Source organism: Flagellimonas baculiformis (genome assembly GCF_033441575.1).
In the GTDB taxonomy this organism is placed as follows: Bacteria; Bacteroidota; Bacteroidia; order Flavobacteriales; family Flavobacteriaceae; genus Flagellimonas; species Flagellimonas baculiformis.
In genome coordinates this window covers 128,860-155,064 of sequence record NZ_JAUZVW010000009.1, presented here as the reverse complement: position 1 = coordinate 155,064, position 26,205 = coordinate 128,860, and the positions used below count along the sequence as shown (strand labels likewise).

Below are 26,205 nucleotides of genomic sequence, written 5' to 3'. Positions count from 1 at the left end.
ATACGATGATGGCATGAAGCTGAGCCCGACTCTTATTTTTTTCCTATTTGTGCAATTGCTGAGCGCCCAAGTTCAGGATAAAGTGGATTTTATCCGAGGGGGAGTTGTGGTCGAACTTTTTCCTTCGGAAAAGAAGGTAGTTGGGGACGTCACCTATGAATTCAATGTACTCAAGGATGTGGATTCCATCTTTTTGGATGCCCACGACATGGATTTTACCGCCGTGCTTCTTGATGGAAGCACACTGAAATACAAAAACACAACAAAAAAGCTTGTCATTTCCAATCAATTTAGAAGAGGAGACTCCCATAGTTTGAAGTTGCAATATGTTGCCTATCCAAAACAGACAGTATATTTTTTGGGTTGGGATGATGATATTCCCGGCAACAATCAAATTTGGACCCAGGGGCAAGGAAAATATACCAGTCACTGGTTGCCCAGTTTTGATGATATGATTGAAAAGGTAGAGTTTGACGTTTCAATTTTGACCGCTCAACATTACACTGTGGTGACCAATGGAAAACTCAAAAGTAACAAACAGTTGAAGGATAAGCTTCTTTTGCGATTCGACATGAAAAAACCCATGAGCAGCTATTTGCTGGGATTCGTCATTGGGGATTTCGATAAAAAAGAGCTCCAATCTTCATCCGGAGTTCCCATTGAACTGTATTATGAACCCCAGGACAGTTTAAAAGTAGAGCCGACCTACCGCCATACCCAACATATTTTTGATTTTTTGGAGAAGGAAATCGGCGTAGCCTACCCCTGGCAGAACTACAAACAAGTACCCGTTCATGACTTTTTGTATGCGGGTATGGAAAACACCACCTGCACCATTTTTTCCAACCAATATGTCATCGATTCCACGGCCTTTGTGGACAAAAACTACGTGAACGTCAATGCGCATGAACTGGCCCATCAATGGTTTGGTGATCTTGTTACCGAAACCAGTAGCGAGCACCATTGGCTGCACGAGGGGTTTGCTACGTATTATGCCTATCTGGCCGAAAAGGATCTATTTGGGGAAGACCATTTCTATTGGCATTTGCTGGGCACGGCCGAAGCATTGAAAAGTTTTTCCGAGGACGATCAGGGAGAGGCATTAAGAAATCCAGGTGCAGGCAGCCTCACGTTTTATGAAAAAGGGGCCTGGGCCTTGATGATGCTCCATGCAAGGGTAGGGGACTCTAACTTCAAGCAGGGAATCCGCAACTATCTTCAAAAATACGCCTATCAAAATGTGACCATCCCCGATTTTATGCAGGAAATGGAAAAGGTTTCAGGCATGGACCTTTCCGATTTTGAACGGGAGTGGCTGGAAGACCCCAATTTCCGATATGCCGAAGCCCAATCATTTTTGGTCCAAAAAAATAAATCCATCAAGCAGTTTTTTGAATTGAAGGAAAAAATAGGCGAACAAGCTGAAACTGCAGAAAATCATTTGAAGGATATCTGGGGCTCCTTGGAGTCCAGCCAACTGAAACAACACTTGGTCTTGGAATATGGGAGCCATTTTTCGCCCCAGTTCCTATCGACCATTCTCCAGACGGGCGACATCAAAGTGAGACAGGCCGTTATTCTTTCCATGGCAAAAATACCAGCAGAACTACAGCAAGAAACAGAAAGTCTTCTCCTGGACCAGAGCTATACCACGATTGAAAGTGCATTGTACAAGCTGTGGGGAGATTTTCCGGACAACAGGGAAAAGTATCTTGATGAGACAGAAGAATTGGAGGGGTTTCCCAACAAGAACCTTCGGGTGCTATGGTTGACCTTGGCGTTGGTGACGCCAGGATACAATACCGGAATGAAACCTTCCTATTTTGAGGAATTGAACGGATATTCGGGGCCTGAACATCATTTTGAAACACGGTTGTTGGTGTTCCAGTATTTGAGCAGCATTGGAGGGTACAACGATGAGACCTTGAAAAATTTGGTGGAGGCCTGTGGACACCATGTGTGGCATTTTAAAAAATCAGCTAGGGACATTTTGAAGGAATTTTTAAAGAACGAAGACGGTTTGGCGAGGGTAAAGGCAATATATCCTTTGCTAAATCAACAAGAAAAGCAATATTTGGACAAAACATTGGGAGAATGAGGGCATTGGTCATTTCTGGCGGGGGTAGCAAAGGTGCTTTTGCAGGGGGTGTGGCCCAATTCCTGATCCAGGAGGCCCAGCACAAATATGATCTGTTTGTGGGGACTTCCACGGGCAGCCTTCTGATTTCACATTTGGCGCTGAACAAGTTGGACAAGATCAAGGAGATCTATTCCTCGGTCAATCAGGACAGTATTTTCAACAACTGTCCGTTTGTCATCAAAAAGAAGCACGGGGTGGAGATTATCGCCATCAATCACTGGAATGTGGTGAAAAATTTCATCAGGGGGAAAAAAACTTTTGGGGAAAGTGAGAACCTGCGAAAACTCATTCGGCAGTCCATTACCGTGGAAGAGTTCATCGAACTCAAAGAAAGCCATGCGGATGTAGTGGTTACGGTATCCAATCTTTCCCTCAACCAAGTGGAATACAAGTCCGTGAACGAGTGCACCTATGATGAATTTTGTGATTGGATCTGGATTTCCTCCAATTATACCCCTTTTATGAGTTTGGCCAAGAAAGATGGCTGCGAATATGCGGATGGGGGTCTGGGGAGTCTGGTGCCTATCGAGGAAGCGCTCAATCGCGGGGCCACCGAAGTGGATGTGGTGGTGCTGCACACGGAAGTGAACTATCTCAACCGGATGTCATCCAAAAACCCGTTCGATCTGATCACGACCATTTTTGGTTTTATGCTGGACAGGATCGAGAACCAGAACATCCGTATTGGCAAGCTGGTGGCCAATCAAAAGAATGCCATCATCAATTTTTATTACACGCCAACCGTTCTTACCACCAACTCATTGATATTCAACAAGGAACGAATGACTCTGTGGTGGAAGCGCGGTTATCTCTATGCCAAGAACAAGAATGAAGAAGTAAATCCCATCGACCCGGATAGGCAGGAATAGGATATTTGTTGAGTTATTATGTTAGTGCAAACTGCATATTGAACCATTGGAATTTGGTGCTTTGAGTTTGGTACTTGAATCTAGCACGCCCGATCAGTTCCAAAGATCGCCGACCTCTTTTTTCACATAGGCCAAAGCGGTATTGGAGGGTGATTGCTTCTCCATGGTCTGGTTAAGGATGTCTTCCCGAAGCTTATCCGGAGAGTCGGTCTCGCTCATCCCAGCGGAGCGGATGATCTGGATGGTCGCGTTTTTTGCTGTTTTGATGATGTTCCAACATTCGTCGGACATATAGATCTGTTGTGAAAGATTGTGCTCGAATTCGGTCTCGATCTGGTTGATCAACAAATTCTCGTACTCACTCTTGCTCTTGCTTTTTGGCGCGACCCTTACCACTAGACTGTTCAGGGCAATCCGTTCCAGAAAAAGGGTCATACGTTCATAGGCCTGAAGTCGAACCGGAAGGGTGTCCTTTTGGGAGTCCTTGTGCAACAGAAAGCGTCTTCTACCTTCCTCGTTTCGGGTATGCAGCCTGAAAAAATAGAAGGTGACCACGCCGGTTACCACGGCAGGCAATAAATAGGCAAAAAGCTGAAGGATTTCATCTCCACTCATAGGATAGTTTGGTTTTTATTGATTTTACACTACCATGAACGCATCAAAATCCCAAAAAGTATTTCGGAGGGGCTTATTGTGCCGCTTTGGCACTTTCCTTGGCCTTGGCATAAAAACCTTTGTAGTCGGGCTGCAGCCGTATGTTGATCCCTTCCTTGAAGTTGCCATCCTTGACGGAGATACCCACTTGGTCCGAAGGGATCTGCAAAACTCCGACCAACTCTTTGGCCACCGCCGTAGCTTGGTCAAAAGTGATGCCGAACTCCCCTGTGATGTTGAGTCCTTCCACCTGGGTCCTGAAGGATGGATTGGATTTGATGACCTTGGAAACATTCACTAGCCAGGCCTTTCCTGCTTCCGTAAGTTTAGTGGAAGTGTCCGAGCCAAAAAGATCGTCCAGTTTGTTGGAAATAACGATGCCCCCTTCGGCCACATTGACATTGGCATTCTCGCCCAAGGTCTGTTTGATCCTGGTGAGCGAAACAATGGCGGTGGAATCGTTGGCTGATATCATATCGTTGATGCCACTGAGCTGTTTTTCCTTTCTGGCCAATGCAGCCATGGCCCTGTTCACGTTTTCGGAGTTCTGTTTGGAGAGCTCGGAGAAATTGCTCAGATTGCCCAAAAGAGTGGCATTCGCATCGCGTAGCCCAATGTTTTCCGTTTCAAGGGTCTCTGCCTTGGCATTGCTCGATGAAATTTCACGTTTGGCCTTGGCCAGTTCTTGTTCCACCTCGGATATTTTGGATTTCAGGTTATCGATCTCTGCAATGAGTTCACTTTTTTTCTGTGCGAACACTCCTGTGGAAAGAACAAGCAATAGTATGATGGATAATCTTGTTTTCATATAAGATAAAATATTTGAGGCTAAGTTATGATGTTTTTTTTTAAGAAGGTTGGCCTCCTAGCTGTTCACGATCAAATAATGATGGCATGGAGACGAATGGTACAGGCTCTTTTTGCTTCCGTAGGCTGCTACTCAGATAGTCATCGTCCACATGTGCCTGGATATCTTCCATATGCAATTGACAGGAATGTTCATAGCCTTCCACATATGTGATTTCCTTCAGTTCCTTTCTGAAGGTTTTGAAATACTGGGCCAACCGGTCCGATTTTAAAAGGATATCGATTCCTTTTTAGCCTATTTGGATCTGTCCAGATAATCCAAGGCGATTTCCGTCATGGCCTTCACCCCAAGCAACAACCCACTGTCATCGATCTTGAAATCCGGGGTGTGGTGGGGAAAGTGGTCATCCGGTCCGGCATTGGGGTCCTTTCCTCCCAAAATGAAGAAAAAGCCAGGTATTTTTTCCTGATAGAACGAAAAATCCTCTGCACCTGTAATAGCCTTGATGAGGTGCACATTTCCTTCTCCCGCCACTTCTTTCAGGCTGGGCAGGGACGCTTCGGTCAGGGAAGGGTCGTTGTAGGTGATCGGCACCCCTTTGGCAATCTCCACGGTGGCTTCGGCACGATAGGCCTTGGCAATGGTGGAGGCCATTTCCTTCATCCGTTCGTTCACCTGTTTTTGCATATCGTAATCCAAGGTACGGATGGTACCAATGAGTTCCGCACTTTCAGGAATGATATTGTTCCGAACGCCACCACTTATTTTTCCAACGGTGATCACAGCGGCCTCTTTGGTGAGTTCCAGTTCACGGCTTATGATGGATTGAAAACCGTCCACGATTTTAGCGGCCACCAAAATGGGGTCAACCCCGCCCCAAGGAGCGGAACCGTGAGTCTGTTTTCCTTTGATGTCCACCACAAAGCGTTGTGCCGCAGCCAAGGCACCTCCCGGTTTGTAGGCAATCTGTCCCACGGGAAGGTAGGAACCGATGTGAAGACCGTAAATGGCGTCCACTTTGGGGTTTTCCAAAACGCCCTCCTTTACCATGAGTTCGGCACCGCCTTCCTCACCCGGAGGCGCTCCTTCCTCCGCAGGCTGGAAAATGAATTTCACCGTGCCATGGATCTTGTCCGTATTCTTGGAGAGCACCTCGGCAACGCCCATCAAAATGGCAATGTGAGTATCGTGTCCGCAGGCATGCATGACCCCAACTTCCTCACCCAAATATTCAGATTTCACAGTGGATTTAAACGGAAGATCATTTCTTTCGGTAACGGGCAATGCATCGATATCCGCTCGTAGTGCCACCACCTTTCCAGGGCGTTTGCCTTTGAGAAGACCAACAACGCCTGTATGGGCCACTCCGGTCTGTACCTCAATGCCCAAAGATTTGAGGTGGTCGGCTATTTTTTCTGCGGTTTTGAACTCCCTATTGCTCAGTTCTGGGTGTTGGTGGATGTCCCGCCGCCACTCGATCACTTTGGATTCCACTGCGGCAATGTCTTTTCCCAGACCGTGGTCTTGTGCTTGGGTGGCCATACAGGCCAAAAAAACGGCGCAAGAGATATAATTTTTCATAATGAGTTGGTTTATAGTTTTATAAGTCGATATCCTTCATTTTGTAGTTGAATGCTTGCCGTCATGGCCGACAGTGCAATTTTTACTCCGGGCACCAAGTCCTGCTTGGGAAAATCCCTTGTCAATGAGGATTGTCCGCAATAGATGATCTCTACATCAGCATCCAGCAAGGCCTTGATGAGTCCCAAATTGGGATTGGACACGCCAAATCTTTTGCGGTAGGCTTCGTCATGGGTGATATCTTTTGAGGCCTGATTATGGACAATAAGGGACACCTTGAGCTGCGATTTGGGAACTCCGCTTTGGGCGTGCATGTTCAGGAAGCGGGCGGCTGTTTCCAATTTCTTGTTGATCTCGTCATGTGAACTTGGACTGTCCATGACATCGAAGACCACTTTGAACTCTTGCGAAGTATCGGTTGCAAAGTCAGGGTTTTCTATCGTCCAGACCTCTCCGTATTTTTCTATGATGGGCCCGGCCTTTTTTTCTTGGGAAATACAGGGAAGGGAAAAAAGAATCAGAAGAAAGAGCGAAAAGTAATGATGATTCATCAGCAAAAATGGTTGAGTGCTTAAATATATTTAAAATTCATCCGATAATCATGGTAGTGTTTATAAATATTGAAAGGATGATTTTAGCAAAAGGGCATTATTGGTTAATTTCACGCCTACTTTTTAAAGACCCTGGCAATTGAGTACTTTTTTGGATGAATTGAATGATGCGCAGCGTGCCCCTGTCCTTCACAAGGACGGTCCGTTGATGGTGATTGCGGGGGCCGGCTCTGGAAAGACACGTGTATTGACCTATCGGATTGCCCATTTGATGGAACAAGGGGTGGATTCCTTCAATATTCTGGCCCTGACCTTTACCAACAAGGCTGCGCGTGAAATGAAAAAACGGATTGCCACCATTGTGGGCAATTCTGAGGCCAAAAACCTTTGGATGGGTACGTTCCACTCCGTTTTTGCCAAATTGCTACGTTTTGATGGGGACAAACTGGGCTTCCCCAGCAACTTTACGATTTACGATACCCAGGATTCCCAGCGCTTGATCGCTTCCATCATCAAGGAAATGGGGCTGGACAAGGATATTTACAAATACAAGCAGGTCCAGAACCGGATATCTTCCTACAAGAACAGTTTGATCACCGTAAAGGCCTATTTCCAAAACCCCGAACTGGTGGAAGCGGATGCCATGGCCAAACGACCACGTATGGGGGAGATTTACCAAAACTACGTGGACCGATGCTTCAAGGCCGGTGCGATGGATTTTGACGACCTGCTGCTGCGTACCAACGAACTGCTGACCCGATTTCCGGATGTTTTGATGAAGTATCAGGACAGGTTCCGATATATTTTGGTGGATGAGTACCAGGATACCAACCATTCGCAATACCTCATCGTAAAGGCACTGTCCGATAGGTACCAGAACATTTGTGTGGTGGGGGACGATGCGCAGAGTATCTATTCGTTCCGTGGGGCCAACATCAGCAATATCCTCAATTTTCAACGGGACTATGACGATGTGGCCGTATATCGTTTGGAGCAAAACTATCGATCTACCAAAAATATTGTCAATGCAGCCAACTCCATCATTGCCAACAACAAGAACCAGTTGGAGAAAAATGTATGGACCTCCAATGACGACGGGGGACAGATCATTATACACCGAAGTGTGACCGATGCAGAGGAGGGAAGGTATGTGGCGGGTTCCATTTTTGAGAACAAGATGCAGCACCAGCTCCAAAACGGGGATTTTGCCGTACTCTATCGCACCAATTCACAGTCAAGGGCCATTGAAGATGCCCTGCGGAAGCGGGACATTCCCTATCGGATCTATGGCGGACTCTCTTTCTATCAGCGTAAAGAGATCAAGGATGTGTTGGCTTACCTGCGGTTGGTCATCAATCCAAAGGATGAGGAAGCTTTGAAACGGGTCATCAACTTTCCTGCGCGGGGCATTGGACAGACCACCATCGACAGGCTTGTTGTGGCGGCCAACCAATACGGACGTTCTGTCTTTGAGGTGATGGAGCATTTGGACAAGCTCAATCTGAACATCAATGCAGGGACCAAGCGCAAGTTGGATGACTTTGTCACCATGATAAAGAGTTTCCAGATCATGAACGAAGGTGTGGATGCCTTCACGCTTTCGGAGCATGTGGCCAAGAAAACAGGGCTGTTGCTGGAGTTCAAAAAAGATGGTACGCCCGAGGGCATTGCCAAAATGGAAAACATCGAAGAACTCTTGAACGGGATCAAGGATTTTGTGGAAGGCCAAAAGGAACTGGCAGATGCAACGGGAAGCCTTACCGAATTCTTGGAAGATGTGGCCCTTGCTACGGATATGGACAAGGAAGTGGGTGACGATGACCGTGTGGCCCTGATGACCATTCATTTGGCGAAGGGTTTGGAGTTTCCGTATGTCTATGTGGTGGGGATGGAAGAAGACCTTTTTCCATCGGCCATGAGCATGAACACCCGTAGCGAGTTGGAGGAGGAGCGAAGATTGTTCTACGTGGCCCTGACCCGTGCCGAAAAGCAGGCGTATCTTACCTACACCCAGAACCGTTACCGATGGGGCAAGCTCATTGATGCCGAACCAAGTCGGTTTTTGGAGGAAATCGATGAAAAATATGTGGAAAACCTCACCCCGGTCAATGATGGGTATCGGTACAAGTCCATGATCAATGTTGATATTTTCGGAGATGTGGACAAGAGCAAACTGCGTCAAGTGAAACCTCAGAACAGTACACCGCCTTCGGTCCAAAGACCTAATGAGAACCAACTCCGAAAACTCAGAAAATTAAAACCTGAACTTTCCGCACCGACCAAAACCGGTACCGACATTGACCCAGGATTGGTAGAAGGGACCTTGGTGAACCACACCCGTTTTGGAAGGGGCAAAATCCTCAATATCGAAGGGGTGGGCAGCGACAAAAAGGCCGAGATTCTCTTTGATCAAGGTGGCGTGAAGAAACTATTGCTCCGCTTTGCCAAGTTGGAAGTGTTGGATAGTTAGTCCCTATGCTCTTCGCGAGCGCATTTTTCCTTTCGCTGTATGATGGATTACTTCTAACCTCTGGAGCAGTTTACCTTTATTCCATCCTTAAAACTACCTAAGAATCGGAAAATTCAATTGGGTTGGGCATTTCGCAGGAAATGATGAACAAAAGAGAGGAGATGCATGGGTTTTGGTACCCATAAAGAAACTTAACAGCTGGCTTTTTGCAGGAAGAATCAATAATATTTATTAATTTGTTGGGAGGGAGACATACGGTCTTCCATATGCGACATGGCAGAACTTATACGACTTTACGAAGAAAACCCGAACCCACGGCAGGTGGAAAAGATAGTGGAGGTGCTCAAACGGGGCGGACTTGTTATCTATCCCACTGATACCGTATATGGTTTGGGATGCGATATTACCAATTCCAAAGCCTTGCAGCGCATTGCCCGGATAAAAGGGATCAAGCTGGAAAAGGCCAACTGGTCCTTTGTGTGTGCGGATTTGAGCAACCTGTCCGATTTTGTCAGACAGATAGATTCTTCTACCTTCAAGATTTTAAAAAGGACATTGCCCGGACCCTACACTTTCATTCTTCCGGGCAACAACAACCTCCCCAAAGATTTCAAAAAGAAGAAAACCGTCGGCATACGGGTTCCTGACAATGCAATCGCACAGGCTTTGGTGACCGGATTGGGCAATCCCATTGTTTCCACCTCCATTCGCGATGATGACGATATTTTGGAATACACCACCGACCCCGAACTCATTTATGAGAAATGGCAGAATTTGGTGGATATTGTCATTGATGGTGGGTACGGCGGCAATGTGGCCTCTACGGTGATAGACCTTTCGGAAGGCGAACCCTTGGTCGTCAGGGAAGGAAAGGGAAGTTTGGAAATATTCTAGAAACAAAAAAGCGGCCCAAAAGGCCGCTTTTCTTATCTATATTTTACTGGATTATTTGCCAGTACCTCCGATGGATGGGTCTTTCATTCCTTCCTCGATCATGTTGTAGAACTGATCGATTTTTGGAAGCACAACGATACGGGTCCTTCTGTTCTTGGCCCTGTTGGCAGAGGTGTCATTGTCCACAAGTGGGATGTAGTAGCTACGTCCGGCAGCGGTCATCCTGGCAGGATCCACACCAAAATCATTTTGAAGAATCCTGACCACAGAAGTCGCTCTCTTGACACTCAAGTCCCAGTTGTCAGCAAGTTCTGAAGTTTTAATCGGCACATTGTCCGTGTGTCCTTCTACCATGAATTCAAAATCAGGCTTGTTGTTCACCACTTTGGCTACTTTGCCCAATACTTCTTTGGCAGCGTTGGTCACGTTGTAGCTTCCGCTTCTGAACAATAGTTTGTCGGAAATGGAAACAAATACAACGCCTTTCTCCACGCTGATTTCGATGTCCTCATCATCCAAGTTGCCAAGTACACCTTTCAAGCTCTGTACCAAAGCAAGGTTTACAGAGTCCCTACGGGTAACGGCATCTTGCAATTTTCTGATGGTAAGGTCTTTTTCTTTTAGACTTTCCAAAGATTTTTCAAGGTTTTCAGCACCTTTGGTGGTAAGGGTCGTCAAGTTGCCCATGTTGTTGATGAGCTCTTGGTTGTTGGCTTTCAAGAAAGCGTTTTGGTCTTCAAGGGTCTTCAACCTTGAACTTGCGGTTGCTTTTTCTTCCAAACAGTCGTTGAGTTTGACTGTGGCTGAATTCAATAGGTCTTGGGTTTCTTTATGCTTGGCCTCCAGTTCAGCATATTTTTTTTGTGATACACATGAAGACAATAGAACTGCCAGTGCCAATGTTCCTAGAAAAGCTTTTTTCATAGTTCTGAATTATAATTTAAGGATTGTTAGATATATCAATGTAAATCAATGTGGGCCAAAATTAGAGAAAAAGCAAGGTTTCCATATTTCGGCATCGTTAATCTTTTACTAAAATGTTAAAATTCTCTATCTGATGTACGAAATAGGACCAAACTATGGATGTCGCTACATGGTACTTTAATATAAAATTAGCTTTTTCCCGCTTCTTGTACATCTTCCTAAAGTTACCATAAAAACTGATATGTGCATGCAGAATGGCTACACAATGGTTGAATTTGAACTGAAAAATAAATCTTAGGGCGGCGATGGCATCCAGTATCAACCTAAGGAGCACAATCGGAAGGGCCTTTTTTCGCGGCAGATTTTTGGTGATGGAGTATAGGGAGTTCCTAAAATTGAGAAAGGTTTTTTTCGGGTTCATGTTGGATAGGGTGGACCCTCCCAAATGGAATACGTGGCTCTGTCCCACATAATACACTTTGTGTCCGGTATTTTGGGCGCGCCAGCAAAGGTCTATCTCCTCCTGATGGGCAAAATAGTCCTCATCAAAACCGCCCAGTGCCCAATAAGTTTCGCTTTTGATGAACATACACGCGCCCGTGGCCCAGAATATTTCCCTGACATCATCGTATTGGCCTTGGTCCTTTTCGATGGACTGGAAAATCCTTCCTCTGCAAAAAGGGTAGCCCAGCGCATCCAAGAACCCGCCCGCGGCACCGGCATATTCAAAGTGGTCCCTTTGCTTCAGGTCCAAGATTTTGGGCTGGATGATGGAAACCCCGGGTATGGTTTCAAAACCTTTTTTAATGGGTCCCAACCAGTTCGGCGTAACCTCCACGTCGGAGTTCAAGAGGCAAAAAATGTCGGCCTCAATGTGTTTCAGTCCGTCGTTGTAGCCTTTGGCAAACCCTCCGTTGGACGTGTTGCGCACGATGCCGATAGTGGGATAATTCGCTTCCAAGAAAGGAACGGACCCATCGGTACTGGCATTGTCCACCACATAGATATCGGCACCTTCGGAGTGCTCCATGACGGCGGGCAGAAACCTTTTGAGCAAGGCTTCCCCGTTCCAGTTGAGTATGACTACGGCGATTTTCAAAACGGAGGCAAATTAACGGCTAAAATCAGGAATTTCCTTTAAAAACCTGTATTTTTCATTCTCATGGTCCATTTCGCAACAATAGTGTTCCAAACCGTTGGTTACCATCAAGTATGCTGACTTCAATTGGTAGTTGTAGCGGGCAATCTGGTCAAAAACGGTCTGTTCCACCTTCACTTCCGGGGCCTTGCATTCCACCAAAAGAAAAATGGTACCATCGGGATTGAAGACCACCACATCGTAACGCCTTTTCAACCCGTTCACCATCAATTGTTTCTCAACGTTGATGAAGCTTTTTGGAAAATTTTTCGTGACGACCAAGTAATGCAGCACATGTTGCCTTACCCACTCCTCAGCTTGCAGCACCACAAATTTTTTACGGATGCCATCAAAGATGTACTGTCTATTTTGGCTATTTTTGATTCGGAAGGTATAGTTGGGAAAATTCAATGCTTGCATTCCACAAAATTGATGATTTTTTCTGAATGGACAGGGTAAAAGAGATTGTAGCGGAAATAAACAAAGGGGCGCCCAAGCCCATCTACTTCTTGATGGGGGAAGAGCCCTATTACATCGATAAGATTTCCCAATACATTGCAGAAAATGTGCTGACGGAAGATGAAAAAGGCTTCAACCAAATGGTGCTCTATGGAAAGGACACCAGCGTTGAAGAAGTGGTCTCGAACGCCAAAAGGTATCCCATGATGGCCAATCACCAGGTCGTCATCGTGAAGGAGGCCCAACATCTCTCCCGAACCATCGAGAATTTTCTTTCCTACGCGGAGAACCCGCAACCCACAACCATTTTGGTCATTTGTTTCAAATACAAGAAACTGGACAAGCGGAAAAAACTCTATAAGGCCATCCAGAAAAACGGGGTGCTTTTTGAAAGCAACAAATTGTATGAGAACCAAGTGGCGGATTGGGTGCGAAGGACCCTTGCAGGGAAAAATTACAACATATCGCCCAAATCCTGCATAATGCTCGTTGAGTTCTTAGGTACTGATTTGAGCAAGATCAGCAATGAGTTGGATAAATTGGCCCTGGTGGTGCCGCCTACCACGGAGATCACGCCCGATTTGATCGAAAAGCACATAGGAATCAGCAAGGACTTCAATAATTTTGAGTTGAAAAAAGCAATCGGGGAAAGAGATGTGAAAAAGGCTTCCCGGATCATCGATTATTTTTCACAGAACCCGAAGGACAACCCATTCGCGGTCACGGTCACGCTCTTGAACACTTTCTTTACCCAGCTATTGCAATATCATGGCCTCAACGACCATTCTCCGGGCAATGTGGCCAAAGTACTGGGGATAAACCCCTATTTTGTGAACGAGTTTTCCGTAGCGGCCAAAAATTATCCCATGAAAAGGGTGAGTGGCATTATTTCAAGCCTTCGTCGCTTGGATCTAAAAGGAAAGGGTGTTGGTGCCAACAATATGGACCAATCCGATCTGTTGAAGGAACTGTTGGCGGAAATTGTTTGAACTAGCTTTTGTCCACACTATATTTTCCAGGTCCCAATAGCATGACCACCACAAAAACAGTCAGATAGAGCAGGGCCATCTCCTTTCTTCCAAAAGGATCGGCACCGTGTACCATGAATGCAGCCACAAACATGGTGATTGCAGTAGGAATGGCCGCCCATCTTGTCTTAAAACCGATAATCATCAAAACTGGGCAGATAAATTCACCGATAACGGCCAAAAATAGGGTAGGAGCCTGTCCAATCCCAAAGGGATCGGCAAACTCAGTGTTGCCATTGATAAGATTCATGAGTTTGGGATAACCGTGTGTCAGCATAAATGCAGAAGGAACGATTCTTAAAAGTGCCAAGCCCAAATGTACCAACGTATTGTTTTTCATGTAAGGGGGATTTAGTTGCCGTGAAAATAAAAATTAAGTTCCGAATATCACAACATTAATTGACGAAATGCGGTTTTGAATTGACGGATGAGGGAAAACTACCTTAATTGGGGGTAGGATTCTGGGTCCGCTTCGTGCATGATGTCATATACTTTTTCGAAGATATCCTCCGCATTGGGTTTGGAGAAATAGTCCCCATCCGATGCATAGGCAGGTCGGTGTGCCTTTGCTGTCAAGGTCTGTGGGGCACTGTCCAAATAGTGATACCCGCCTTGTTTTTCCAATATTTCCTGTAGCAAATATGCGGAACACCCTCCTGGCACATCCTCATCTATGATGAGCAATCTGTTTGTCTTTTGGAGGCTCTTGACCACATCGTGTTCCAAATCGAATGGCAGCAGGGACTGCGCATCGATGACCTCTGCATCGATACCTACTTCCAAAAGTTCCTGGGCCACCCTTTCCACAATCCGTAGGGTAGAGCCGTAAGAGAGCAAGGTAATGTCCGTTCCTTCTTTGAGGGTTTCCACTTTTCCGATCGGAGTACAGAATTCCCCGAGATTGGAAGGAATTTTTTCCTTTAATCGATACCCGTTCAGGCTTTCGATGACCAAAGCAGGTTCATCACTCTTCATCAAGGTGTTGTAGAACCCTGCAGCCTGTGTCATGTTCCTAGGGGTCAAGATGTACATTCCCCTCAACAAATGGATGAGTCCACCCATGGGCGATCCGGAGTGCCAGATGCCTTCCAATCGATGGCCCCTTGTACGGACAATGAGAGGGGCCTTTTGCTTGCCTACAGTTCGGTAGGTCAAGGTGGCCAGATCGTCGCTCAAGGTCTGGAGCGCATACAGGATGTAGTCCAAGTATTGGATCTCGGCGATGGGCCGCAGCCCCCGAAGGGCCATACCAATACCCTGTCCTATGATGGTGGTTTCCCGGATTCCGGTGTCGGCAATCCGAAGTTCACCGTATTTTTTCTGGAGACCTTCCAGTCCTTGGTTCACATCGCCAATATTTCCCGTATCCTCACCAAAGATGAGCGCTTCGGGATATTTTTCAAAGAGCACGTCAAAGTTGTCCCTCAGAATGATTCGGCCATCCACATCCTCCGCATCTTTGGAATAGGAGGGGAGCACTGCTTTTACGTTGGTGGCCTTGTTGTCCAGTTCACTGTACAGATGGGAGCTGAACTTGTATTCGCTTTCCTCCAAAAACCGATCGATCCATGCCTGCAGCTCTTTTTTCTCCGGGGTCGTTTCCCCGATCAGATACCTGAGTGCTTTGCGGGATTTGGCGGCGAGATCTTTTTTCAAAGGCTCTTCAATGGCAATGAGGTCGTTTTTGGCCTTTAGGATAAAGGTTCGATTAGGGCTACTGTTCGCGGCCTTGTCCAGCAATAGAACGAGTTCTTTCTTGGCTTCCAAATGGGGCTTGAGAAACTCTGCCCACGCTTCCTTTTTGGAGGCCCTGACCTTGTGTTTTATTTCCCTTTCAAGCTTTTTCAGCTCTTCTTCGGTGCTGATGCCGTTTTCCAAGATCCACTCCTTGAACCTTTTATTGCAGTCGTTTTCACGTTCCCAATCCAAACGCTCGGCAGATTTGTAACGTTCATGGGATCCGGAAGTGGAATGCCCTTGTGGTTGGGTAAGCTCTGTTACATGGATCAGTACGGGTACATGTCCTTCGCGGGCAATGTCCGATGCATTTTCGAAGGTATGGATAAGGGCGGTGTAGTCCCAGCCCTTTACCTTCAGGATCTCATATCCATCATTTTCCCCGTCCCGTTGCAGTCCGCTCAGTGCTTCGGAGATGTCACCTTTGGTGGTGTGGAACTCGGCAGGCACCGAAATCCCATAATCATCGTCCCAGATACAGATCACCATGGGTACTTGCATCACCCCGGCAGCGTTCAAGGTCTCAAAGAAATGTCCCTCGCTCGTGCTGGCATTGCCAATGGTGCCCCAGGCCACTTCGTTTCCGTTGTTGGAAAAGTTGGTCTGGTCCAGTCCTTCTACGTTCCTGTATATTTTGGAGGCTTGTGCCAATCCCAACAAGCGGGGCATTTGTCCTGCGGTACAGGAAATATCGGCACTGCTGTTCTTCTGTTCGGTAAGGTTTTTCCACGTGCCGTCCTCGTTCAGGCTATGGGTGATGAAATGTCCGCCCATTTGCCTTCCGGCACTCATAGGATCCTTTTTCAAATCCGTCGTGGCATAAAGCCCATGAAAAAATTCCTTCGGGGTCAAGAAACCAAGGGCCATCATAAAGGTCTGGTCCCGGTAATAGCCGCTCCTGAAATCCCCATCCTGAAAGGCCTTGGCCATGGCGAGCTGTGGCAGTTCCTTGCCATCGCCAAAAATCCCGAATTTGGCCTTGCCCGATAGCACTTCGCGTCTGCCCAAAATACTACATTCCCTACTCATCACGGCAATCTCATAATCTTGGAGGATCTGCGATCTGAAATCTTCAAAAGAAATGTCGTTGCTTGTACTTGGATCGGGTTTCATGTGCCGTTGCAGGTTTTTGCGAAAATACTAAAATACATTCAAATCAGCAATAGCGACGAGCGTTAATAAACTAACAATTTGATAAAAAATAGACTGCATTGAAACATAATAGTTAAATAAGTGTGGTATTTATATTATGTTTTTGTGAATTTGATAAAATCAAAACCATTTTCTGGTAAACAGTCCAGTAAGTGTTTTGGGGCTGATGGTGACCACAAACCGTATCCGTTGGCCGTAATTGTCCTGTGCAATTTCCCAACCTAAATTGGAATATACGGGAAAGTAGAGTTCAAAATAGTCGGTGACCAAGTTCAACCGCACCCCAGCGTCATAGACAAAACGGGTGTTTTCCCCCTTGCTTTTGATGAACCCGAGGTCACCGTAGGCTTCCACCCATCTCCAGATATTGGTGCTGGCGTTTGTGGTGGCGATCCAATCGTTGGCAAAGGGATTTTCCAATTTGGACTTAAAACCTCCTTCCGAAATGATGATCTGTTGGCTGTAGATCCCGGAACTTTCCGAACGGCCCAAATAGGAAAGATCATACATGTAATCAGTTGGGCGATCTAGGGCGAAGCTGAAAAAGTCGGACTCGGTCTTGTTCCTCAAAAACTTTCCGGCATAGAACCTAAGGTTCAATTGTCGGTTGCTGTGGAACAATTTTCTGTATTCCATTTCAAAGGCCAGTTTGGTAAAATCGCTGGAATGCTGCGCATCCACGAACCACGACGTGTAATTGAGGATGTTGTTGTCCACGTCCACGAACCGAACGTTCATTACGTTGTAATCGGGATCGGTATCGATTTCCCCCACCAGATTGTCGGCAATGTTCCTGAAAACGTTTCTGTACCTGAACGTCAGATACTGTCTGCGATTGGACAACAGGTCATTTGGCCGCCAACCAAAACCAATGGCCGGGGTGAGCGTTGAAAAACGGGAGTTCCGTTGAAAATGGGAAGTGGATCCCGAAATGGAATAATCGGTATAGAATAGCCCGGTCTTTTTGTGGTACTTGCGGTACTTGAAGCTGGCCTTGCCCACCAAGGTGCGCTCCAAAAAGGAGTAGGTAGGTGAAATGTCGTACTGGAACGGCCGCTCCAGAAAGGTTTTGTTGTAAAGGCGCATTCCCGGGGTCACCCCATCATAGATGTTGAAATTGGCAATGGGAACGTAGAAAATTTGATTGTAATAAGGGTCCTCGGTATCCTTGAAAAACTGGAACTTCAATTTTTTGTTGCTGGAGAAAAAGCCGTTCAGGGTCTTCCAATTGTCCCTTTGGTTGAACTCAGGGATTTTTTGGTCATAATTGAGCACCAGTCGGTCCTCTCCGTTTCGCGGTATGGTGACGGTCCTTGTCGTATCGATACCAGAAAACCAATATTGGGAGATCACAGTATCGTTCTGAAGGCCAAAAAGGGAGATAGGGACATCGGTTCCCCTTTTGTTCTTGATGGTAAGGGTGATGGAATCTTCCGATTTTTTGATCTTTTTGATCTTGAAGTCAATCTTTTTGTCCGTGGAAACGTATTCGTCAAAAAACCAGTCGATGTCCTTATCCGCATATTTTTCCAAGGTCTCTCGGAAATCGTCGGCGGTCACGTCCTGTTTCAGCTTATGGTTTTTATAGAAGTCAATGATGCTGCTGTCCACCTTTTTCTCATCCAGATAAGCGGATAGATAGGACATGCCGAGCCCGGCCTTATAGCCATTCGCTATTTTCTCGTTGAACTTGATGAGGGAATCGTTGCGTGTGGTCAAAGCCTGGTCAATGTTCTTTCGGGCGGACAACATGCTGAAGAGGGCATATTGCTCATTGAAATCCATTTTGGCCAAATGGAAACTTTTGATGCCCCAAATTCGGGAAAGTTTACCGATCAGTTTTTGGTCGGGGTAGTGTTCCTCCACATATTTGATCATCAGGTAGTACCCAATGGCGTCATTGACCCACCGTTCCTGTCTGTGGTCGAGAAAGAGGGTTTCTTCCAGGTAATTGCGGATGGCCGTTTTCAGGAATTTCATCTCAAACTGGAACTGCTCTTCGTAAGGCCTAATGAAGGAAGGAAGCTGCCCGATGCCATAAAGCGGAGACCTGTTGTAATCAAAATCGCTTACCAAAAGGTTTTCATGCGGATATTCCCCCAAGTTCCCATGGAGGAACCGGGCTATTCTTTCAATGGAAATCCCTTGTGATATCTTATCGTATTTGTTGGATTCAATATCGGTGATGACAGTTAGGGGAGCGGTGACATGCTTGGTGAAGGTCTCTTCCGTGGTAAGGATAATCTCGCAACTTTTCCTGTTGTCGCCAAAGAGTTGTGTATGCTGTCCGCCAGGAAATCTGGAAACATTGGACTGCCTGTAATTGGAGGCCAGGAACAATTTTTCAGGATAGGTCAGGTTGATGTGGGTCTGGGCAACATCTGTGTAGAGGTCATCCAGGTTCATGTTGTCGTACAATCTCCAGTCCTCACCGTCAAAAACGGCAGGGGTGAGGTACCAATCCTTTAGGTTGTACCCTCCATTCGCGGTGTAACCGTAGGCAGTGAATTTGGCCGATGGAAGTTTTATGGTATAGGTAAAGAACAATTGTATGGATTCTCCGGGCCGTAGGATCTCATTCAGGTTGATGGCAATAATGTCCCTGTTTTCCACCCTGTTCCAGTCCAATCCACCGTAATTGTCATCCACTAGGGTCTTGATGGTGGTATGCCCCCTTTCCCTGTCCTTTGCCAAATGCAGTCCTCGGTTAAACTCTTCCGCAAAACGCTTGGCAAGTGCCGTACTCTTGTTGGAATAAGCGTGGTTCCAATCATTGAAATAAAGCGTGGTAAGTCCTTTATCTGAACGGTTCACATAAGTGAAGTGCTGGCGTATCCTGATTTGTTGCAACCGGCCATCCAAGGTGGCCACAATCTCATTTTTGTGCTGTCCCCAAACAGGGGCGCACAGAATGAGCAACAGCAATGGAAACCGCAAAAGGAACCGTTTGACTATCAAATGGGTAGGGATTAAAAGTTGGGACTAAGGTTTCGGCCTTTGTAGAAGGCATCGATGATCTCCACCACCTCGTCCTCGGTGTCCACCAATTGGATCAGGTCCAGATCCCGCGGACTGATGTTTTTAACTTCCAGCATGGTATTCTTGATCCAATCGAGGAGGCCCTTCCAAAAATCGGTGCCCACCAAAATGATGGGGAAGGTATGTATTTTATGCGTCTGGATGAGGGTGATGGCCTCAAAAAGCTCGTCCAAAGTACCAAAGCCCCCGGGCATCACCACAAAACCCTGAGAATATTTGACAAACATGACCTTGCGGACAAAAAAGTAATCAAAATCCAGACTTTTATCATCGTCAATATAAGGGTTGTCGTGCTGCTCGAAGGGCAGGTCGATGTTAAGCCCCACAGATGTCCCTCCGGCCAGACTGGCCCCTTTGTTGCCAGCCTCCATGATGCCGGGTCCACCCCCGGTGATGACCCCATAGCCTGCCTCGGCGATTCTTTGCGCAATCCTTACCGCAAGATCATAATAGTGGTTGCCTTCCCGTACCCGTGCGGACCCAAAAATGGATACACAGGGACCTATGACACTCATTTTCTCGAATCCGTTGACGAACTCGCCCATGATCTTGAATATGGCCCACGAATCGTTCGTCTTGATCTCATTCCACCCCTTGGAGTGCTGTTCTTTTCTCATTCGCTCAATTTATGCTTTTCAGACTGCCTTTGCAATCTTTTCTTTTGTGTTTTCCAGTTCCTTTTTCAAAAACTTGGCGGTGTAGCTCTTTTTGTCCTTGGCCACTTCCTCCGGGGTTCCTGTAGCAACAACCATGCCGCCGCCCCGGCCGCCTTCGTAGCCAATGTCTATGATATGGTCCATCATTTTGATGACGTCCATGTTGTGCTCTATCACCAAGATGGTATTTCCTTTGTCCACCAGTTGGTTGAGCACTTCCATCAGCACTCGGATGTCCTCAAAATGCAGCCCTGTGGTAGGCTCGTCCAAGATGTAAAAGGTGTTTCCGGTATCGCGTTTGGAAAGTTCGGTGGCCAGTTTCACCCGTTGCGCCTCACCGCCGGAAAGGGTAGTGGACTGCTGTCCCAATGAGATGTAGCCCAACCCCACATCTTTGATGGTCTTCAGTTTTCGATGGATCTTGGGAATGTTCTCAAAGAAATCGACCGCCTCGTTGATGGTCATTTCCAATACGTCCGAAATGGACTTGCCCTTGTATCGGATTTCCAAGGTCTCCCTGTTGAACCGTTTGCCGTTGCAGGTCTCACATTCCACATACACATCGGGAAGAAAGTTCATTTCGATAACCTTCAACCCGCCGCCTTGGCAGGTTTCGCAACGCCCTCCTGCCACATTGAAGCTGAAACGTCCCGGTTTGTATCCGCGGATGGTTGCTTCGGTGGTCTTGGCAAACAAGGTCCGGATCTCGCTGAAAACTCCGGTATAGGTCGCTGGATTGGATCGCGGGGTGCGTCCAATGGGCGATTGGTTGATGTCGATGACCTTGTCGATATGCTGTAGCCCGGTGATTTTTTTGTAGGGCATCGGTTTTTTTACCCCGTTGAAGTAATGGGCGTTCATGATAGGGTAGAGGGTCTCGTTCACCAAGGTGGACTTTCCACTGCCCGATACACCCGTGACGCCGATGAGTTTTCCCAAAGGGAACTCCACGGTGACATCCTTCAGGTTGTTTCCCGTACAACCAGAAAGCACAATTTTTTTGCCCGTTCCCTTTCTTCTTTCACTTGGAACAGGAATTTCCAGTTCGCCGGTAATGTATTGGGCGGTCAGGGTATGATGGTCCTTCAGTTCGGATGGTTTCCCTTCGGAAATGATTTCCCCACCATGTTTTCCTGCTTTTGGACCGATGTCGATCACGTGGTCGGCACGTTCGATCATATCCCGATCATGCTCCACAACGATTACGGAATTCCCGATATCCCTGAGCGATTCCAAGGAATGGATCAAGCGTTCGTTGTCCCGTTGGTGCAGACCGATGCTGGGTTCGTCCAAAATATAGAGCACCCCCACCAGTTGGGAACCTATCTGGGTGGCCAAACGGATGCGCTGCGCCTCACCCCCGGACAGGGATTTGGAGCTTCGGTTCAGGGAAAGGTAGTCCAGTCCCACATCCAGCAAAAACCCGATACGGGCCTTGATTTCCTTGATGATTTCCTCCGCGATTATCTTTTGGTTGCCCTCAAGGGTCTCTTCCAAGTTCTTGAAAAAAGTGGCCAGTTCGGCAATGTCCATTTGGGCCAGTTCGGCAATGTTCTTTTCGCCCACTTTAAAATAGAGGGATTCCTTGCGCAAGCGGGCACCTTCGCAGGTGGGACACTTTATTTTGTCCATGTAATCCTTCGCCCATCGTTTTATGGACGTGGAATTGGCTTCTTCAAATTGGGTCCTGATAAAGTTGGAAATGCCCTCATAATCAATTTTGTACTGCCTTTTTACACCGAGGGATTTGGAATCGACCTCAAAACTTTCCTTACCACCGTTGAGAATGACGTCCATGGCCTCCTCGGGGATTTTTTCGATGGCGTCCGAAAGGTCAAAACCATACCGCTGCCCAATGGTCTCCAACTGTTTGAAGGCCCAAGATTTCTTGTATTCGCCCAGTGGGGCAAGTCCGCCCGCCTTGATGGACAGTTTGGGATTGGGGATGATCTTCCGCTCGTTCACTTCGTAGATATGGCCTAGACCACTGCAATCGGGGCACATGCCCTTGGGCGAGTTGAACGAAAAGGTGTTGGGTTCCGGCGTGGGGTACGAAATGCCTGTGGAAGGACACATAAGGTCCCGGCTGAAATAGCGGGGCACGGTCTCGCCCTCTTCCAATACCATCAAAACGTTTTCGCCACTGTACATGGCCGTGTTGATGGTCTCCGCAAGACGTTTGTGGAAATCCTCGGTATCGGAGACTTTTAAGCGGTCGATCACGATCTCGATGTCGTGGGTCTTGTAGCGGTCCACCTTCATGCCCTTGGTGATGTCCATGATCTCGCCGTCCACCCGCACTTTTACGAAACCTTGCTTTGCAATCTGCTCAAAAAGTTCACGGTAATGGCCCTTTCTGGATTTGATCACGGGGGCCAGCACGTTTATTTTTTTATCGAGATAGGATTCTATGATGAGTTCCTTGATCTGTTCGTCGCTATAGCTCACCATCTTCTCGCCGGTATTATAACTGTAGGCATCCCCGGCGCGTGCGAACAAGAGTCGGAGAAAATCGTACACCTCCGTGATGGTACCTACCGTGGAGCGGGGCGATTTGGAGGTGGTCTTCTGTTCTATGGCGATCACGGGCGAAAGCCCGTCTATCTTGTCCACATCGGGGCGTTCCAGCCCGCCCAAAAACTGTCGGGCATAGGCCGAGAAAGTCTCAATATAGCGGCGTTGGCCCTCGGCATAGATGGTATCGAAGGCCAGGGAGGATTTTCCACTGCCCGATAGCCCGGTGATGACCACCAGCTTTTCACGGGGAATGGTGACGTCGATATTTTTCAGGTTATGCACCCGGGCACCCTTGACCTCAATATGTTCTTCGTAGTGGATCATAAATTCATAGCAAAGCTTCAAAAGTAGCGATTTGGGATGTAAAAAAGAAAGGGGTTGGATTTTCGTTATTGTTAATTGATGGCTTATTTTTGACATAGTATCATTTGTCACTTCGAGCTGTCATTCCAATCACAGTTGAAGGAACTGTCGAAAGGTGTATTGGCACATTGGGTCTCGACTGCGCTCGACCTGACACTATAAATTGAAAACTATGAAACTACTGGGCATTGGCTCTCGAATAGACCATCCTGAACACGGAAAAGGGGTGGTGACCAACGTATCATCCAGGCATTATTGGGTCACTTTTTTGGAAAGTGGTCTGGAAACCATTGACCTTGATGCCGATTTTGAGGTGATCGAGGCGGTGGAGGACGAAGTGGACACCGTCAGCTTTTTTGAAGTGGAACGTTCCTTGGTCAAGATTTTGGAGAAATGGAGCGATACCCACGAGAAAGTGGCCATTGCGGATAAGTGGAAAGGTGGTAAACTGATCCTGGATCCCGGGGATGCCACCCAGAACAAAGAAATGCCCATTGATACCTTTTTTCACAAGATCGTGATGGTGCGCGACCGTATCCGTGTGATGGAACAAAAGATCAACAGTAGCAATCTGGACGATCAGGATAAAATTGACCTACAGCAATACATCACCCGCATTTATGGCAGTTTGACCAGTTTTAATGTACTCTTTAAAAATAAGAGCGACCATTTTGTGGGGGAGCGAAGCAAATGAATTTTATTTTCGAAATAATTTTACAAGGGCTTATTATTGATTTTTTGGGTAAGCGAACCAGGTTTTATTTCTTTAAATTTATCGGAAAAGAAAAGCCATTGGATTATTTTTCTGGTACAAAGAAAAAGCAAGGAAATTATAGCATGTTTGAACAGCATGTTATGAATGTCGTTGTCGGTTTTATATCTTTTTTTATAATTTCTTTTGGAGCTGTATACATATTGTATCATTTGAAATTACTCTAATTTTTTAAACATCCTCCTTTTTTCACTCACCCTTCGACTTCGCTCAGGGCTCCATGTAACCCGTCTGGGCTAAAGGTTACCCACATCACTAACTTGCCTTTTTTTCAGAAAGGTACTTCCAATACCGTTTGGGCACATGTTGCGTATGCAATTTGGGGTTGATGCGGGACTTGATGCCCGTACTTTTGAAATAATCGTTCCAGAGGGTCTGGTAATCGTACTCCTCGCTCAGGAAAGCATCACTTTTATGGATTTTGTTGAAATGTACTTCCCGTAGGTCCAAGGACACCATTTCCACGTGGTCCAGGTCGTAATAGATGCCGTATTTGCGCTTCACATCATAAATGAGCCATTGCTGGTCTGCATAGCGGTCCCGAAAATGCTTGGAAATGAGGGGCAACACATCAAAATCGGGCTCTATGTTCGCAAAATAGATGTTGTCCTTCGTCAACTGGAACCGCACAAAGGCCTCCATGCGGTGTTTTTCCTGGCCCACCTTCCGTGCCAATTGGCTGATGTGCAACACCGTACTGTCCGAATAGTCCAGATACTTGCCGGTCTGGGTGCGCATCAATTTTTGGATGTAGGTGTACAGCATCATTTCCACCCCTTCGGCTTCGCTCAAAAAAGCAAAATACACATTGGAAATGGCGTTGTGGCTTTTGCCCTTGATGCCGTTCCAGACCCGCTTTGCCTTTTCCACATGGGTGAAAATGGTCTCGGTGTCCGAAAAAAGCCCACTTTGGCACTGACCGTTCCTTTGGATGTCGGCCACATTGATCTTTTCGTCAAAAGCGACAAACACAGCTGTGAGAAAGCCGTTGAAACTGCCGTCGTAAATTAAGGTTGTTGAAGCATTCATAACGCTTGAATTTAGTTTTTGCTGTCCTTTCGAAGGAATTCCCGACCGAGAAATCTAGATTTCTCACATTCGTTCGAAATGACACCATTGTTCATGGTAAACTGTCCATTGTCAATTGAACAATGACAATTGGTTACTATACTGGTTCCTGAACTTGCCGGACGAAGCCTGCAAGATCATCCCCTTGATTTTCTCCGCATCCAGATCACGGCGTTCCCAGTGGCGGGAATCGCATACCATGAAATACTGGGCGCGGTTGAGGGCCACTCCGATTTTTTTGAGGTGGTCCCAGTTCAACCTTCGAAATTTTCGAGCTTTCATTATTTTTTCCACGGACTGCATGCCTATGCCGGGTATGCGGGCCAAGAGGCGTTTGTCCGCCGTGTTCACATCCACTGGAAAATGATGCAGGTTGCGCAACGCCCACGAAAGTTTGGGGTCCACGTCCATATCCAAATTGGGGTGTTCCCTGTTCAAAATTTCGTTCACAGCAAAACCGTAGAAGCGCAAGAGCCAATCGGTCTGGTAGAGCCTGTTCTCCCGGAGCATGGGCACCTGCGAACCAATGGCAGGCAAACGGGCGTCATCGGCTACGGGCACATAGCCGGAGTAATACACCCGTCGCATTTGATAAGTCTTGTAATAATAGGTGGCGGAATACATGATGTCCTTGTCTGTTTCCCCGGAAGCGCCCACAATCATCTGGGTGCTTTGCCCGGCCGGGGCATATTTGGGAGTGCTTTTGATGATCTTTCGTTCGGTTTGGAAGCGTACGATCTCATTCTTCACCTTAAGCATGGGTTTGGTGAAATCCTCATGTTTTTTATCTGGGGCCAAGAGTTTCAGGCCAGAAACCGTGGGCACTTCAATATTAACGGAAAGACGGTCCGCGTATAATCCTGCTTCGTACATGAGTTCATCGCTGGCCCCGGGTATGGACTTCAAATGGATATACCCGTTGAAATTCTCTTCTTCCCGCAGTTTTTTTGCCACCGCTACCAAACGCTCCATGGTATAATCCGCATTTTTGAAGATGCCGGAACTCAGGAACAATCCCTCGATATAGTTTCTACGATAAAAATTGATGGTCAGGTCCACCACTTCTTGGATCTTGAAGGCCGCTCGTTTAACATCGTTGCTTTTGCGCGTGACACAATAGGCACAGTCATAGATGCAATGGTTGGTCAGCAGGATTTTCAACAAGGAAATACAGCGCCCATCCTCCGTATAGCTGTGGCAAATCCCCATGCGGGAAGCGTTTCCAAGTCCCTTGTTGGTATTGGTCCGGTCGCTTCCACTGCTGGCGCATGACACGTCATATTTGGCCGCATCGGCCAGAATGTTCAGTTTTCCCCGTATTCTATCAAAATCCATAACTTGGAAATATTCCAATCAAAAATATGGAAATAATCCAATAAATGGAA

The 26,205-nt window shown here is 46.9% G+C and carries 21 protein-coding genes; 6 read left to right on the top strand and 15 right to left on the bottom strand.

Annotated elements, in window-relative coordinates; genetic code table 11:
* Nucleotides 1–13 precede the first annotated feature (13 nt).
* A complete protein-coding gene (locus SD450_RS13775; RefSeq protein ID WP_318345035.1) occupies nucleotides 14–2,098 on the top strand; it encodes a M1 family metallopeptidase in 2,085 nt (694 codons plus the stop codon).
* Entirely contained in the window at nucleotides 2,095–3,009 is a 915-nt protein-coding gene (locus tag SD450_RS13770; RefSeq protein WP_318345034.1) for a patatin-like phospholipase family protein, read from the top strand. The genes SD450_RS13775 and SD450_RS13770 overlap by 4 nt, the downstream gene beginning before the upstream one ends.
* 93 nt (nucleotides 3,010–3,102) lie before the next feature.
* On the opposite strand, the gene SD450_RS13765 is transcribed toward SD450_RS13770, so the two are convergent.
* From SD450_RS13765 to SD450_RS13745, 5 genes are all read right to left on the bottom strand, one after another.
* Nucleotides 3,103–3,624, bottom strand: coding sequence for a DUF7935 family protein (locus SD450_RS13765; RefSeq protein ID WP_318345033.1), 522 nt, complete (start codon nucleotides 3,622–3,624; stop codon nucleotides 3,103–3,105).
* A 73-nt stretch (nucleotides 3,625–3,697) separates the two neighbouring features.
* Nucleotides 3,698–4,471, bottom strand: a complete 774-nt coding sequence (locus SD450_RS13760) for a hypothetical protein (RefSeq protein WP_318345032.1) — start codon at nucleotides 4,469–4,471, stop codon at nucleotides 3,698–3,700.
* Between the two features lie 40 nt (nucleotides 4,472–4,511).
* Nucleotides 4,512–4,727 (bottom strand): hypothetical protein, encoded by a 216-nt coding sequence (locus SD450_RS13755; RefSeq protein WP_318345031.1) that lies wholly within the window; start codon nucleotides 4,725–4,727, stop codon nucleotides 4,512–4,514.
* Nucleotides 4,728–4,765: 38 nt separating this feature from the next.
* A complete protein-coding gene (locus tag SD450_RS13750) occupies nucleotides 4,766–6,052 on the bottom strand; it encodes an amidohydrolase (RefSeq protein ID WP_318345030.1) in 1,287 nt (428 codons plus the stop codon).
* 11 nt (nucleotides 6,053–6,063) lie between these two features.
* Nucleotides 6,064–6,603: a DsrE family protein gene (locus tag SD450_RS13745; RefSeq protein WP_318345029.1), complete on the bottom strand. Its 540-nt coding sequence runs from the start codon at nucleotides 6,601–6,603 to the stop codon at nucleotides 6,064–6,066.
* Nucleotides 6,604–6,742: 139 nt separating this feature from the next.
* Here SD450_RS13745 and SD450_RS13740 point away from each other — a divergent pair, with 139 nt between their 5' ends.
* Both SD450_RS13740 and SD450_RS13735 read left to right on the top strand, forming a co-directional pair.
* Nucleotides 6,743–9,073: an ATP-dependent helicase gene (locus SD450_RS13740; RefSeq protein WP_318345028.1), complete on the top strand. Its 2,331-nt coding sequence runs from the start codon at nucleotides 6,743–6,745 to the stop codon at nucleotides 9,071–9,073.
* A gap of 273 nt (nucleotides 9,074–9,346) precedes the next feature.
* Complete coding sequence (locus SD450_RS13735; protein ID WP_318345027.1) at nucleotides 9,347–9,967, top strand: L-threonylcarbamoyladenylate synthase; 621 nt, start codon at nucleotides 9,347–9,349, stop codon at nucleotides 9,965–9,967.
* A 51-nt stretch (nucleotides 9,968–10,018) separates the two neighbouring features.
* On the opposite strand, the gene SD450_RS13730 is transcribed toward SD450_RS13735, so the two are convergent.
* The 3 genes from SD450_RS13730 to SD450_RS13720 form a co-directional block, all read right to left on the bottom strand.
* The gene (locus SD450_RS13730) at nucleotides 10,019–10,891 is read right to left on the bottom strand and encodes an OmpA family protein (RefSeq protein ID WP_318345026.1); all 873 of its coding nucleotides are present in this window, start codon (nucleotides 10,889–10,891) and stop codon (nucleotides 10,019–10,021) included.
* 97 nt (nucleotides 10,892–10,988) lie between these two features.
* Nucleotides 10,989–11,990: a glycosyltransferase family 2 protein gene (locus tag SD450_RS13725; protein ID WP_318345025.1), complete on the bottom strand. Its 1,002-nt coding sequence runs from the start codon at nucleotides 11,988–11,990 to the stop codon at nucleotides 10,989–10,991.
* A 12-nt stretch (nucleotides 11,991–12,002) separates the two neighbouring features.
* Entirely contained in the window at nucleotides 12,003–12,449 is a 447-nt protein-coding gene (locus tag SD450_RS13720) for a type I restriction enzyme HsdR N-terminal domain-containing protein (protein WP_318345024.1), read from the bottom strand.
* Between the two features lie 26 nt (nucleotides 12,450–12,475).
* Here SD450_RS13720 and holA point away from each other — a divergent pair, with 26 nt between their 5' ends.
* Nucleotides 12,476–13,477 (top strand): DNA polymerase III subunit delta, encoded by a 1,002-nt coding sequence (holA, locus tag SD450_RS13715; protein WP_318345023.1) that lies wholly within the window; start codon nucleotides 12,476–12,478, stop codon nucleotides 13,475–13,477.
* Nucleotide 13,478: 1 nt separating this feature from the next.
* On the opposite strand, the gene SD450_RS13710 is transcribed toward holA, so the two are convergent.
* From SD450_RS13710 to uvrA, 5 genes are all read right to left on the bottom strand, one after another.
* Complete coding sequence (locus tag SD450_RS13710; protein WP_318345022.1) at nucleotides 13,479–13,856, bottom strand: DoxX family protein; 378 nt, start codon at nucleotides 13,854–13,856, stop codon at nucleotides 13,479–13,481.
* Between the two features lie 98 nt (nucleotides 13,857–13,954).
* Nucleotides 13,955–16,366, bottom strand: coding sequence for an alpha-ketoacid dehydrogenase subunit alpha/beta (locus tag SD450_RS13705; RefSeq protein WP_318345021.1), 2,412 nt, complete (start codon nucleotides 16,364–16,366; stop codon nucleotides 13,955–13,957).
* A gap of 159 nt (nucleotides 16,367–16,525) precedes the next feature.
* Complete coding sequence (locus tag SD450_RS13700) at nucleotides 16,526–19,363, bottom strand: gluzincin family metallopeptidase (RefSeq protein ID WP_318345020.1); 2,838 nt, start codon at nucleotides 19,361–19,363, stop codon at nucleotides 16,526–16,528.
* 11 nt (nucleotides 19,364–19,374) lie between these two features.
* A complete protein-coding gene (locus SD450_RS13695) occupies nucleotides 19,375–20,061 on the bottom strand; it encodes an LOG family protein (RefSeq protein ID WP_318345019.1) in 687 nt (228 codons plus the stop codon).
* A gap of 18 nt (nucleotides 20,062–20,079) precedes the next feature.
* On the bottom strand, nucleotides 20,080–22,941 hold the full coding sequence (gene uvrA / locus SD450_RS13690; RefSeq protein WP_318345077.1) for an excinuclease ABC subunit UvrA: 2,862 nt from the start codon (nucleotides 22,939–22,941) through the stop codon (nucleotides 20,080–20,082).
* A gap of 211 nt (nucleotides 22,942–23,152) precedes the next feature.
* On the opposite strand from uvrA, the gene SD450_RS13685 reads away from it, so the two are divergent.
* Nucleotides 23,153–23,674 (top strand): hypothetical protein, encoded by a 522-nt coding sequence (locus SD450_RS13685; RefSeq protein ID WP_318345018.1) that lies wholly within the window; start codon nucleotides 23,153–23,155, stop codon nucleotides 23,672–23,674.
* Nucleotides 23,675–24,007: 333 nt separating this feature from the next.
* On the opposite strand, the gene SD450_RS13680 is transcribed toward SD450_RS13685, so the two are convergent.
* Nucleotides 24,008–24,781 (bottom strand): TIGR03915 family putative DNA repair protein, encoded by a 774-nt coding sequence (locus SD450_RS13680; protein WP_318345017.1) that lies wholly within the window; start codon nucleotides 24,779–24,781, stop codon nucleotides 24,008–24,010.
* A 111-nt stretch (nucleotides 24,782–24,892) separates the two neighbouring features.
* Nucleotides 24,893–26,155 (bottom strand): putative DNA modification/repair radical SAM protein, encoded by a 1,263-nt coding sequence (locus tag SD450_RS13675; RefSeq protein ID WP_318345016.1) that lies wholly within the window; start codon nucleotides 26,153–26,155, stop codon nucleotides 24,893–24,895.
* Nucleotides 26,156–26,205: the final 50 nt, after the last annotated feature.

Excerpts from the sequence above, each read along its gene's own strand:
- uvrA (WP_318345077.1), bottom strand. The coding sequence starts at position 22,941 with ATGATCCACTACGAAGAACATATTGAGGTCAAGGGTGCCCGGGTGCAT.
- SD450_RS13765 (WP_318345033.1), bottom strand. The coding sequence starts at position 3,624 with ATGAGTGGAGATGAAATCCTTCAGCTTTTTGCCTATTTATTGCCTGCC.
- holA (WP_318345023.1), top strand. The coding sequence starts at position 12,476 with ATGGACAGGGTAAAAGAGATTGTAGCGGAAATAAACAAAGGGGCGCCC.
- SD450_RS13760 (WP_318345032.1), bottom strand. The coding sequence starts at position 4,471 with ATGAAAACAAGATTATCCATCATACTATTGCTTGTTCTTTCCACAGGA.
- SD450_RS13775 (WP_318345035.1), top strand. The coding sequence starts at position 14 with ATGAAGCTGAGCCCGACTCTTATTTTTTTCCTATTTGTGCAATTGCTG.
- SD450_RS13720 (WP_318345024.1), bottom strand. The coding sequence starts at position 12,449 with ATGCAAGCATTGAATTTTCCCAACTATACCTTCCGAATCAAAAATAGC.
- SD450_RS13770 (WP_318345034.1), top strand. The coding sequence starts at position 2,095 with ATGAGGGCATTGGTCATTTCTGGCGGGGGTAGCAAAGGTGCTTTTGCA.
- SD450_RS13735 (WP_318345027.1), top strand. The coding sequence starts at position 9,347 with ATGGCAGAACTTATACGACTTTACGAAGAAAACCCGAACCCACGGCAG.
- SD450_RS13685 (WP_318345018.1), top strand. The coding sequence starts at position 23,153 with ATGAAACTACTGGGCATTGGCTCTCGAATAGACCATCCTGAACACGGA.
- SD450_RS13730 (WP_318345026.1), bottom strand. The coding sequence starts at position 10,891 with ATGAAAAAAGCTTTTCTAGGAACATTGGCACTGGCAGTTCTATTGTCT.
- SD450_RS13675 (WP_318345016.1), bottom strand. The coding sequence starts at position 26,155 with ATGGATTTTGATAGAATACGGGGAAAACTGAACATTCTGGCCGATGCG.
- SD450_RS13680 (WP_318345017.1), bottom strand. The coding sequence starts at position 24,781 with ATGAATGCTTCAACAACCTTAATTTACGACGGCAGTTTCAACGGCTTT.
- SD450_RS13710 (WP_318345022.1), bottom strand. The coding sequence starts at position 13,856 with ATGAAAAACAATACGTTGGTACATTTGGGCTTGGCACTTTTAAGAATC.
- SD450_RS13705 (WP_318345021.1), bottom strand. The coding sequence starts at position 16,366 with ATGAAACCCGATCCAAGTACAAGCAACGACATTTCTTTTGAAGATTTC.
- SD450_RS13750 (WP_318345030.1), bottom strand. The coding sequence starts at position 6,052 with ATGAAAAATTATATCTCTTGCGCCGTTTTTTTGGCCTGTATGGCCACC.
- SD450_RS13695 (WP_318345019.1), bottom strand. The coding sequence starts at position 20,061 with ATGAGAAAAGAACAGCACTCCAAGGGGTGGAATGAGATCAAGACGAAC.
- SD450_RS13745 (WP_318345029.1), bottom strand. The coding sequence starts at position 6,603 with ATGAATCATCATTACTTTTCGCTCTTTCTTCTGATTCTTTTTTCCCTT.